Source organism: Glaciecola sp. KUL10 (assembly GCF_003203515.1).
GTDB lineage: Bacteria > Pseudomonadota > Gammaproteobacteria > Enterobacterales > Alteromonadaceae > Glaciecola.
This window is the reverse complement of record NZ_BGNG01000006.1, coordinates 275,372-288,028: the sequence shown is the minus strand read 5'-3', so window position 1 is coordinate 288,028 and position 12,657 is coordinate 275,372. Positions and strand designations below refer to the sequence as shown.

7 protein-coding genes are annotated in these 12,657 nt (G+C 42.0%); 3 read left to right on the top strand and 4 right to left on the bottom strand.

Annotation, left to right across the window (positions count from 1 at the left end; all coding sequences use genetic code 11):
- Positions 1 to 12: 12 nt before the first annotated feature.
- A complete protein-coding gene (gene nudF, locus KUL10_RS12380) occupies positions 13 to 651 on the bottom strand; it encodes an ADP-ribose diphosphatase (protein ID WP_233499807.1) in 639 nt (212 codons plus the stop codon).
- A gap of 299 nt (positions 652 to 950) precedes the next feature.
- On the opposite strand from nudF, the gene tolC reads away from it, so the two are divergent.
- Positions 951 to 2,282, top strand: coding sequence for an outer membrane channel protein TolC (gene tolC / locus KUL10_RS12375; protein WP_110429241.1), 1,332 nt, complete (start codon positions 951 to 953; stop codon positions 2,280 to 2,282).
- Positions 2,283 to 2,502: 220 nt separating this feature from the next.
- On the opposite strand, the gene KUL10_RS12370 is transcribed toward tolC, so the two are convergent.
- The 3 genes from KUL10_RS12370 to prsT form a co-directional block, all read right to left on the bottom strand.
- Positions 2,503 to 5,100, bottom strand: coding sequence for a TonB-dependent siderophore receptor (locus tag KUL10_RS12370; RefSeq protein ID WP_110429240.1), 2,598 nt, complete (start codon positions 5,098 to 5,100; stop codon positions 2,503 to 2,505).
- Between the two features lie 367 nt (positions 5,101 to 5,467).
- The gene (locus tag KUL10_RS12365; RefSeq protein WP_110429239.1) at positions 5,468 to 6,277 is read right to left on the bottom strand and encodes an ion transporter; all 810 of its coding nucleotides are present in this window, start codon (positions 6,275 to 6,277) and stop codon (positions 5,468 to 5,470) included.
- Positions 6,278 to 6,313: 36 nt separating this feature from the next.
- Positions 6,314 to 9,127, bottom strand: coding sequence for an XrtA/PEP-CTERM system TPR-repeat protein PrsT (gene prsT / locus KUL10_RS12360; RefSeq protein WP_158525382.1), 2,814 nt, complete (start codon positions 9,125 to 9,127; stop codon positions 6,314 to 6,316).
- Positions 9,128 to 9,315: 188 nt separating this feature from the next.
- On the opposite strand from prsT, the gene KUL10_RS12355 reads away from it, so the two are divergent.
- Together KUL10_RS12355 and cysG are read left to right on the top strand one after the other, a co-directional pair.
- Positions 9,316 to 11,049 carry a DEAD/DEAH box helicase gene (locus KUL10_RS12355; RefSeq protein WP_110429237.1) on the top strand — a complete coding sequence of 578 codons (1,734 nt, stop codon included), beginning with the start codon at positions 9,316 to 9,318 and terminating at the stop codon, positions 11,047 to 11,049.
- Positions 11,050 to 11,243: 194 nt separating this feature from the next.
- Entirely contained in the window at positions 11,244 to 12,632 is a 1,389-nt protein-coding gene (cysG, locus tag KUL10_RS12350) for a siroheme synthase CysG (RefSeq protein WP_110429236.1), read from the top strand.
- Positions 12,633 to 12,657 lie beyond the last annotated feature (25 nt).

Sequence of the window (12,657 nt, the reverse complement as noted above, 5' to 3'; positions counted from 1 at the left end):
GTTTAGTTACTGTTATTCCAACCAATCTTCAATCAGTTTAGACTTGTTCAGCATAAACCATTGAAGCGCAATTATAGCAGCTGCGTTATCAATAGTACCGTCGTGTAACCACTTTATCGCCTGCGCTTCGGGAACTCTTAACACGCGAATATCTTCTGATTCAGATGCTAAACCATGGATCCCTTGAGCGGTCGTTGAGTCTACCTTAGCCAAATAAATATGCAAACGTTCGGTGGTGCCACCTGGGCTTGATAAATAACTCAAGACTTTGGTTAAACACTCCAACTCGATGCCGGCCTCTTCTTTAGCCTCGCGCTTGCATACTTCATCAGGTGTTTGGTCTTTGTCAATCATGCCGGCAATGACTTCGACTAACCACGGAGTTTGACTTGTCGCCATCGCACCAAATCTAAACTGCTCTATTAACACAAACTCTTCTTGAATGGGATCATACGGCAACACCGCAACAGCATGTCCTCTTTCAAAGATTTCTCGCCTAACTGTTTCACTCCATTCACCATTGAATAGTTTGTGTGTAAAGTGATACTCCTGCATTTTGAAAAAGCCGTCGTACACCACTTTCTCTTTTGTGACATTTACATCAGAATTGTCTAACCCACTCAGCGCACTATCTTGACTTTGAAAGCTCAAACTACCCACCCCTTTGCAATTAATTATGTCTAAACGAACGAAGACTTAGAATCAGTCAATATAAAAAACAATAAACCTATCACTTTATAGCATGACACGCATATATTAAAAGAATGTAATTAAAAATCCCGATCCCAAACATTCTGTTACACTTATACTATTGTTGTAACAACCAATTGCTGTGCTTGAGCGCAATTTTTAATCTAAAATAAGCACAACTTAATTTGCGTTTAGTCAGTACTAAACACCTGAAACAAAATGCAAACTATATATCACTCAGAAATTACAAAGGCTCTTTTATGAAGAAAACGTTTCTTTCAATCATGCTTGGTGCTTGCTTATCGACAGCTGCACTTGCAGATGACTTGTCTACTGTCTATCAGCTTGCACTCGAAAACGATCCCGTGGTTAACCGTGCAAAAGCGGAAAAAGAGTTAGCATATAGCGGAATTAAGCTTAGCCGAGCAGCGCTGCTACCCACTATCTCAGGCAGCATTTCATATTCAACCGGTGCTCGCGACAACGTAGATTTTACTGATACGGGTATCAATGTAATTACGACCGACAATGAAAGTACGCGTATGGGACTAAGCTTAAACATGTCGCTTTATGATCATGCAAACTGGATCGGAATGGACCGTGCTGAAAAAGCGGCGCAACAGGGAGATGCCAACCTTGGTGCAGCACTTCAGCAATTAATAGTTAGAAGTACTAATGCCTATCTTGCCGTTTTGCGCGAACAAGACAATGTAGAATTTGTAAAAGCAGAGCTTCGAGCGATTGAGCGTCAATTAGAGCAAACCAAACAACGCTTTGAAGTTGGCCTAACCGCTATTACTGATGTTCACGAAGCACAAGCTAATTTTGATAATACAAATGCGCAGCTAATCCTTGCTGAAAATACGCTTGAACTACGCTTGGAAGAGTTAAGAGAAATCACCGGTCAATATCATGCAGATATCGCTGAACTAGACACTGATTTGTTTTCTGCAACGCAACCTAATCCAGCTAAAGTAGATGAGTGGCTAGAACTAGCAAAAGACTCGAACTTAACTCTGTTAGCACAGCGTTTATCAAAAGACATTGCCAAAGAAGATATAGACGCTGCAACTGCAGGGCACTATCCCACCTTGTCTTTGAATGCTTCAATGGACCAGACTGACAATACGTTTAACGATTTTGACTTGCCAACAACCGATTCAGAATCAATCGGCATCACCTTGAATATTCCAATCTATGAAGGTGGTCGCACACAAACGGGTGTCGAACGCGCGCGCTCAAACTATGTGATTGCTAGCGAAAACCTAGAACTCACCTACCGCCAAACAGTGCGCTCTGTCAGAAGCTCATTTAACGCAGTAAAAGCGTCTATCTCACGTATTCGTGCACTAGAGCAATCAGTTGTTTCAGCTGACAGTGCGTTAAAAGCAACAGAAGCGGGTTTTGATGTTGGTACAAGAACCATTGTGGATGTATTAAACTCAACAAGAAATTTGTTTGATGCACGTCGTAATTTAGCGGATGCACGCTACGGGTTTATCTCTGCAATTGTTAACTTAAAGGCTTCTGCAGGCACGTTGACTGAGCAAGACTTGCAAGATATTAATAGAGTATTGAAGCCAGCAACTTAGCTCTATTCTTACATTACAAAAAGGCAGCTATGGTAATACATAGCTGCCTTTTTTGTATTTCTAGTAGGGTAACATTTGCACAACTAGCAGTAATAACGACTAAAAAAGCTAAGCATAAAAAAACCGATTATTCCCAAAGGAATAAACGGTTTTTTTCAATTAATCAGCGTGTTTAAAGAGTTGCTAACCAACACCTAAATGTTGGCTAGGCAAGCAGCAATTAAAACGTGTAAACACCTTTCAAGTAGTAGAATCCACCATTAATACCGATAGGTGAAGTTGTTGGGTATTGTGAACCCGCCACTTCAGTATCGTATAATGTGTTTTCATCAGGTGTGTTATCAAAGGCATTACGAGCACCGACGGTTAGCGTTAGCGCTTCGGTAACGTTGTAACCTAACTCAACATCAACCGTGTATTCTGCGCTGACTTCTTCAATTGGTAGACCTGCATCAATGTGGTCTTCAAACACTTCGCCAAAGTAGTTCAAACGCACTAACGCACGCAAATCACCGTTTGTGTGGTTAGCCGTTAAGCTGTAACGATACTCTGGTAAGTTGTCTTCAATCATGCGGATACGCGTTGCAGAGATATTCTGAACTTGTTCACCACCAACGTTGAAGGTTTTAACATCATCAACTTCAGTGTCTGTCCAGTTTGCTGCTAATGAGAATAAAGTCTCGCCGCCTAACATTTCAGCACTGTAATTAGCAACCACATCAATACCCTGCGTACTGGTTGCAAAGTCATTGGTAAAGAAGCTTACTTCGCTGAAACTTGAAGCGTCTGTCACGCCTTGCGCTAGCAACGCAGTGATATCAGCATCGGTTAACTGAATACCAGATGTAGTACTGATTCTGTCTTCAACTTCGATATTGAAGTAATCAACCGTTACAAACAGACCATTATCAAACTCACCCACAATACCAAAGCTATAAGAAGTAGATTCTTCAGGCTGAAGCGGTGTCGCTCCTTTTTGAATGGCAATTGGATCAGACGGTGGCAGCGTCGCACGGTCAACAAGACCTGCTGGGCTAAACGCAGTCGTTACGTTACGCACATTTGATTGACCGATTGTAGGTGCTTTAAAGCCTGTGGCAATTGCACCACGAACTGCCAACGTATCGCTCATTTGATAACGTGCAGAGATCTTACCTTTTGTCGTGTTACCAAAATCAGTAAAGTCTTCATAACGAATCGCAGCACCGATCATAAAGTCATCGGTGATATACGCTTCTGAGTCTAAGTACAAGCCCATTGAATTACGGCTATTCTTACCTTGGAAGCGCGCTGCTAAACCTGGGAAACCATTTGAACCGATACCAAAACCTTGTGATGCTAATGGACCCACTTCATATGATTGAGGATCACCTGCGATCGCTTCGAAAGACTCATAGCGATACTCAAAACCACCTGATACATATAAGCTTTCAGCAAAATCGACACTGATTTCTTGACTTAAATCAATATTAAAACTCGCTTCTTCTTGGATATACGTTCCCGGCTTAAAGTCACGTGGCGTATCTGGGCCTAAAGATGGGTTAATCGTGTTTGAAATTGCGTATTCGATCTCGTTTGAACCATAGTAGCTGCTCACGTCGTAAGTCATACCGTTGTCTAGCTCGCCCTTGGTGCCCACCGCTAGTGAAGCATCAGTCACGATACCGCCAAATTTAGGTGTAAAACCACCTGGTAACAGTTCATTGAATGCAAAACAGTCTGGATTGTTTGCCACTTCGTCAAGGTAACGTTGATTAGTTAATACGTTAGCACCCACCGCAATATCTGTTGGGCAGTTGCCGCTCATATCACCAGTAAGATCGCCAACTAAGAGCAACTGTTCGCCCGCGTCGTTTGTTCCACCGTCGTTCACACCACCGCGGTTATGCGGGTTACGGAAGTAAAAACCACCCTCAACTTCACGTTTGGCAAAGTTACCGAATAAGTATGCTTCGCTGCTATCTGATAACTCCAAACCTAAGTTAGCGAAAAACTTAAGGTCACTCTTGATTTCAGGTGAGCCCCAAACTTGTGCAGGGTCGGCAACAAACGTATTGCCTGCAGCAATTAACGCGGCTGCGTCATCACGCTGAACACTGCGCGAAGTTGGATCGCTTTCACGATATTCAACCGAGAAGTTAGCAAACCCTCTTTCAGTAAAAGGAAGACCGATGTTACCCGCGATTTGAGTCGCATCGCCGTCGCCTTCAAAATATTGCCCCGTGTTAAACTCTAAAGAGCCGCCCTCAGAGTCATCTTTAAGTGCAAAGTTAATGACACCCGCAATTGCATCTGAACCGTATTGTGCAGCAGCACCGTCTCGCAACACTTCAACTTGCTTAAGTGCAATAGACGGAATAGTTGAAATATCAGGTCCTTGTGCACCATCAGAGATTTGACCACCTAGAAAGGTAATAACCGCTGAACGATGACGGCGCTTGCCGTTAACCAGTATCAAGGTGTGGTCTGGCGCTAGGCCGCGTAAGTTAGCTGGACGAACCAACGTTGACGCGTCGTTGATTGGTTGGTCATTGACATTAAACGAAGGCACAGCAGCCTGCATCATGGTCGTAATGTCAGTAGAACCTTGGCTCTTGAATTCATCCGCACTGATAATATCAACAGGTACAGCTGAATCACCGATAGAGCGAGGAGCAACACGCGATCCGACAACAGCAATTTTTTCAACTGATGCATCTGCGTTTTGTGATTGACTATCTTGAGCAAGTGCTGGCGCGGACACCATGACACCAGCGGTTGCAGTAGCCGCAATTATCTTGCGAACACTGACCGCTAATTTTGATTGATTAGCTATCATATTTTGACGTTCCCATTATGTTTATTTGTATGTTTATTTTTGTGCGTGCTTTCTTGCACGCTGTGTACATCGAAACATTTCTTCAGTTTTGGTTAGTTAAGCTAACTCTTGTGTGTTTAAAGAAATATTTGTTTCGAGATATCCCTGTTTTTATTACAAACTTGTTATTATGTTATGGCGCTTATGATCAGCGACACTAAGATACTAATACATTTATCATATAATTCACAATAATTAATAAACAATAAATTTCAATGGCTTAGGTAGGTTTTCGTCAATTGTTACAAAAAAAGCGCAGTAATCGGCGCTTCTTGTTTTTGACGAAATTATAAGATTCATAGATAAAACGTTTCTACTTCTAATTAAATCACTTACTTCCTTGGCGTTCATGCTGAGCCTGAAGCTGGCTTAACTGCTCACTCAATTGTGCAATCTGCTGCTGGATGTCAGTTAAACTTGGCTCGACCTTTTCTCGCTCAGCCTTGTTCTCGGACTCCATTACACCCACTACGATACCAATCACCATATTAAGAAACGCAAAGGCTGTTAGGAAAATAAAAGTCAGGTAGTAAATCCAACTCATTTTATAAACCGCCATGGTTTCGTATTGAATGTCTGTCCAATCTTCAAAGGTCATGACCCTAAACAAGGTGAGCATGGAGATTCCAATATCCCCCCACAGCACAGGGTTAATGTCTTTGAATAAAAAGCTTCCGATAGCTGCGTAGATATAAAATATGATAAACAACAGCAGCATTACATAGCCAAGTTGAGGCATTGCTTTTAGCAAGGAGTTTATTAATACCCGTAACTCCGGAATGATCGAGATCATTCTTAATACTCTGAAAATTCTAACCAAACGAGCCAGTAACGCCATTTCAGATTCGTCAATTGGTATTAAGCTGATGATCACAACCAGTGTATCGAAGACATTCCAACCTGATTTAAAAAAGCTCTTTTTGTCCTCTTCCGCAACAAAGCGTATCGTGATTTCAAACAAAAAGAAGAGGGTAATGAATAAATCCATGTACTGTGTAATCAGTAAGCCAATTTCGCCAAGTTCATATGTCTTTGCGCCGATTTCCAGCGCAGAGACAATAATTACAGCGATCACAAAAGCCTCAAACGCTTTGTTTTGTTTTAGCTTGAAAAGGCGCAGACGTAGACTCTCAAACATCTGATATCACTCTAGTAATCAACGGATCTTCCCTTTTTAAATACTGTAGTCACTTCTTAACTTAGCAGCACGCTTGATTGACTCTGGTTGTTTAAACTCTTTGTCATCTAAGCGCCTTGTTGCCATTACTTTGTCATCGTTAAGCAACAAAGCTTCAACATAATTTAGGTATATCTCTTCATTTTCAGTCGTGCTTGTACGTACTTTTTGATAGACCTCTACAGCATCGTCAATTTTGCTTTGCTTGATAAATACTTGTGCAAGTGTGTCGGCAATTGCAACGTTATCCGGTCTAAGTTCGTAAGCTCTGTTTGCGTAAGTAGATGCTTCAGTTAACCTGCCTTTTTCCAGCAGTATGTAAGCTAAGTTATTGAGTACAATGAAGTTGTTCTCGTTAACCGAAAGGGCCTTTTCATAGGTAGCAATAGACGCATCTATGTCGACATCGATTTGCTTTTCGCCTTTTAACATCAGCGCTCGGAGATCATCTGGGTTATTTTGAATGTATTGACCCAAGAAGTCGTATGAGTTTTGGCTCTCACCAGCGAGATCATATGATTGGACAACTAACAACATATTCTTCGAAGATGGGTTCGCTTCGTAGGCAATAATGGCATCCGCTATAGCGTCTTTGGGTCGATTTTCTAAAAGCGCTACGCGTGCAAATACACCTCGCAAAAAGGGTAGCGGTTGAATGTTTTCCTCAAAGCTATTTAGAAGCTCCTTGGCACTATTGGCATCACGTGTCATCGCAAATAAATAAGCCTGCATTATCTTAATCTGAACGTCATCTCTTTCAGTTAAGAAGTCTTTTGTCATATTTAAGGCGTCTTCGAACTTATTTTGAGCATCCAATATAAGCAACTTTCCTAATAAGGCATCACGCTGATTGGGATAAAGCTTTATCCAATTATCATAGTGAGCTTCTGCTTCTTTTAGCTTATTACTTCTTAATAAAAGTGCACCGTTGAGAGGCCAATATGCGAGAGGTGCATCAGCGTTCGGTTCTACTTCTGCTAACACATCAATGGCTTGACCAAATTGTTGCTCGTTTGCATGCACTCTAGCTAGTAGGAGCCTTAAATCTTGGTTTTCTGGAAATTGGCTTTGTGCGTCTGCAATTTTTCGCAAACCACTGTCCGTTTTATCCAACTCTTTGTTGATCCCAAAATTTGCAATTAACGCAGGTACAAAGTCAGGATGTTTTGACAATAGCTCGTTTAAATCGGCTTGAGCTTTAGCAAAATCTTTCGCTCTTATGTCTAAGCCAATCAAGGCTAATTCTGCTCTTGGATTATTGGGCTCAAGTGTTGCAGCTTTCTTAAATGCAACTGCCGCTTTGTCGACACTTCCGTTGCGCAATTCAACTTCACCTTCCAGCATATAAGGCCCAGCACTAAGCGGATCATTTTGCTGCCATTGCTGTGCTAAGCTAGCCGCTTTGTCGAGTTGATTTGTCGCCAGATAAGCGGTTGCTAACGTGGTGTTTGCAGTGACCGATTGCGGAGTTTTGACAACCGCTTTTTCTAAATCAAGAAGTCCTTCGACATTGTTCAAAGATAGTTTAAGTACACCCAAGCGAGTTAAGTCATCCGCTGTTTCGCTTATATTTCCTGCACGCTCAACTAGGGCTTCTGCTGCATTTAAGTCACCTGACTGCAAGAGTTCATAACCCGCCTTAGAAAACAAGGTCGCATCCTGAGCACTGAGATTACCCATACGAGTCAAAACATCTGAAGCCTCATCTGCCTTACCCGTTTGAAGTTGTGCAGCGGCAAGTAAACGCAAGCCGGGATGATTGTCAGGCAATAATGTTGCGATTTGAGAGAGGTGGCGTTCAGTGTCAACGAAGTCACCTTGTTCGAAGGCAGAATAACCCGCGACTAACCTAACGATCGCATCAGTACGACCATTTTGAATAGCAATTTCAGAATGTCTTTGTGCACCCGCAAAATCGTTTTCAGCAGCTCGGATAATCCCCTTAAGCTGATTTAATAATCCATTTTGATCATTTATTTCAAGTAGCTTATCAACATGAGGTTCCGCTTCTTTTGTGCGCCTTTGTTCAACTAACAAATTGGCAAGCGCAAAGCGAGTTTCGATATCTTCAGGAGCCGCTTTTACATATTCTGCATAAACGTCTGCTGCTTTTTCAGTTTGTTGGTTTAATAAGTACAAACGCGCAGTTAAATTTAGCACATCTTTATTTAGCGGGGCTTGTTTTTGCAGTTCGACTGCTTGTGCAAGCGCTGTTTCGTAGTCTTCAGATAGAATAGTATTCATCGCACCGACCAGCCCCTTGTAGACTGACGTGGTATCGATTAATAAGAGCTCAGCAATTAAACTTTCGGCTTCGTCACGCCTCTCTAGTTGAACCAAAGATTGTAGCTTATAAAAGCCAACTTCTATGCGCTCAACGGCAGTCATTGCTTCATCATTGTGGTCGATTTCGATGAGCGCGGCATTAGCACCCGTTTTTTGATAGGCGCGGGATAACAATGGAATAACATCAGAAGAATCATAGCCTAGTTCCAAGGCACGACTAAGTTCTTTCTCTGCCGCTTCATATGCATTTAACGATAAGTAAAGACCGCCAAGCTCAAACCGTGCTTGAGCTGATGAAGGTTCTAGTTGAATCGCATTTTTTAACTCAACGATCGCTGCTTGGTTGTTGCCTTCTTGCACAAAATCTTTAGCAGCCTCAAGGTGATCTTCACTTGTTTGTTGTTGGCAGCCGCTTAAAAGTAATGCTGAGCTAACACCAAGCGCCAACAAGGTTTTCTTTATTGTTTTACTTACCGTTCTTGCTAACTTAGCATTCACTTTTGAAGGTGTAAGGCTTTGATTCATGTTTTCCATACCTATTTTAATTTATCAATCAGCCAAAGCTGACACTTAAACGTAATGAACTCAGATGGTTACAAAGTAATCAAAAGATAGATAGTAACCTTGCTAAATTTCCATTATAATGCCGCCTTTACGAAGGCTCTCGCATCCTCTCTGCTTTGCCCCTTATCATCAGTCTATCAGGATACCCGATGACCGACACAGTCGATGTTACATTTAAAGAACTCAATCTACCAACGCCAATTTTACAGGCATTGGAAAAAGTTGGCTATGAAAAGCCGTCTCCCATTCAAGCTCAAAGTATTCCATTACTTTTAGATGGCCATGATTTATTAGGCCAAGCACAAACAGGTACAGGTAAAACTGCCGCGTTTGCACTCCCAATGTTGGCTAATATTGATCCAGAAGAAAACTTCACTCAATTATTAGTATTAGCACCAACTCGCGAACTTGCCATACAAGTAGCCGAAGCTTTTCAAGTATATGCTAGTTTCTCAAAGAAAATTCGCGTACTCCCCGTTTATGGTGGTCAATCTTACGACAACCAAATTAGACAATTGAAACGAGGCGTGCAAGTAGTCGTAGGTACGCCAGGTCGTATTATTGACCATATCAAACGCAAGACACTTAAACTAGATAAACTAAAGTTTTTAGTGCTAGATGAAGCAGATGAGATGCTTCGCATGGGCTTTATTGACGATGTAGAGCTTATTTTGAGTCACGCACCGGAGCAAAAGCAAACTGCACTTTTCTCTGCGACTATGCCTGAGGCTATCAGAAAAATTACTAAGCGCTATTTGAATGATCCCAAGCACGTTCAAATTAAGTCAAAAGTGAGTACTGCAAGCACTATTAAACAGCGCTATTGCTTAGTCCCAGGACACCACAAATTAGAAGCCCTGACGCGCATCATGGAAGTTGAAGAGTTTGACGGTGTTATCATTTTTGTGAGAACAAAAACAGCAACTGTTGAGCTAGCAGATAAATTGACTGCGCGCGGTTACGATGTAGAGCCCCTCAATGGCGATATACCACAGAATGCCCGCGAAAGAACCGTAGACAAATTAAAGCAAGGTACAATTGATATCTTGGTTGCCACTGACGTGGTCGCGCGTGGACTAGACGTAGAACGCGTGAGTCACGTAATCAACTATGATATTCCATACGATACAGAATCATACGTTCACCGAATCGGTCGTACTGGCCGTGCTGGCAGAAGTGGTGACGCGATACTATTTATTTCTCATCGCGAAAAACGTTTATTGTTTTCAATTGAAAAAGCAACAAAACAGAGCATTGAGTTGATGGAGATACCTTCAATCTCACAACTAAATGAATCCCGTTTAGAGCGTTTCAAAGAAAGCATTAAAGAAGCTATCAAAGATGAATCAATCGAGTCTTATATTCCAATTGTTGAATCTATCATGGAAGAGACCGAAGCATCCCCCGACATCATTATGGCTGCACTCGCCAAGGTTGCACAAGGTGATGAACCTCTATTATTGAAAGAGTCAGACCGCCCTGATCTTCATTCAAAGCCAAATTTTGACCGTGAAAATGGCAGACGCCAAGGTCGAAATGAACGCAATGATCGTGGTCGTGGTGAACGTGGAGATAGAGGTGGTAAACGTGGCCCTCGTCAACGCAGCACGCCTGATGAGAACATGCAACGCTTTAGAATTGAAGTAGGTCATACGCATGGTGCAAAACCAGGAAACATCGTAGGTGCTATCGCTAACGAAGCGAACATCAGTTCCAAGAATATTGGTGCAATTGAGATCTATGACAATTTTACAACTGTTGATTTACCTAAAGGTATGCCAAAAGAAACAAAGGACACTCTTTCGAAAACCAGAGTGGCTGGCCAACGCTTAAATATAAGAGAGTGGTCGGACACGCCTCCTAAACGAAAAAAGCGTGACTAAATAATAATTAAAATTCCCGCTTTCAGCGGGAATTTTTTTGGATAATTTAACCTTATTCATCAACTATTTAGACAAGCTCACATGTTCTCAAATTATTTTCATGCCTTTTAGTTATATAATTTAGAAATAAATTGCTGTAAATGAATAAAACATAGCCGCATAATGCGTCCATAAAGTCCAAAGGTTCAGCAATCATGAAGTACTTCCCAATTTTTGTAGATGCCCAGCACATCCACTGCCTAGTCGTAGGAGCAGGGGAAGTAGCAGCGAGAAAAACAGAGTTACTGCTAAAAACGCCTGCAAAAATTACAATTGTGTCACCTTGGGTGAGTGATACGGTTCAGCGCCTAGCAGATGAATCATCACAAATAACACTGATCAATCGAAAATTCGAAGATACTGATATTACTCACAAACAAATGATATTTGTCGCCACTGATGATGAAAACGTTAACCAACATGTACATGACATCGCACATGCAGCCGGAATTCTTGTAAACGTGGTCGACAACACGCCATTGTGTAAATTCATTACCCCTTCAATTGTAGACCGTTCTCCCATCATTATAGCGATGAGCAGCGGAGGCGTTGCACCGGTGCTCTTGCGCTACATTCGTCAAAAACTTGAAAGTGTGCTGCCTGCCAATCTGAAGCTGCTCGGTAACTTCTCTGAAAGGTTTAGAGACAAGGTAAAACAAGGGTTAAGCTCTGTTACAGATAGAAGATACTTTTGGGAAGAAGTACTTGATGGTGATATCGGTGAAGCCGTACTTAGCGGAAACGATGAGTTAGCCGAGCAGAAGCTAGATAAGTCTCTTATTGCTTATGCAAATGGTGACAAGCCTGCTGGTCAAGTCTACTTAGTTGGTGCTGGACCTGGAGATCCAGATTTACTTACTTTCAAAGCGCTACGCTTAATGCAAAAAGCAGACGTAGTTGTTTATGACAGATTGGTTTCGCCAGAAATTTTGGAGTTAGTCCGCAGAGATGCAGAAAAAATTTATGTTGGTAAAGCAAAAAGTAACCACACTATTCCTCAAGAAGACATCAACGAACTGTTAGCCAATGAAGCCTTAAAAGGAAATCGAGTTGTCAGACTGAAAGGTGGAGACCCATTTATCTTTGGTCGAGGTGGTGAAGAAATAGAAACACTTATTGAACATGGCGTTGATTTTCAAGTCGTACCTGGAATTACCGCGGCTACTGGGGCAGCAAGTTATTCAGGCATTCCATTAACCCATCGTGACCATGCACAATCTGTCACTTTTACGACTGGCCATTTGCGTGACAATACGATTAATCTGAACTGGCCTGCCCTGGTTCAAAACAACCAAACCCTCGTTTTTTATATGGGGTTGACCGGCCTGCCTATTATTTGCGACAAATTGATTGAAAATGGTATGTCTCCTGACATGCCGATTGCGCTTGTCCAAGCAGCTACCAGAGAAGAGCAAAAGGTCCTGACAGGCACACTCGCTAACATTACGCAAGATCCAGAAACATCTAAAATGAAACCACCCACACTTATTATTGTTGGCAGCGTGGTTGAATTACACAAAAAGCTCAATTGGTTTAATCAATAATTCTTACTAACGCAAACGCATAGCG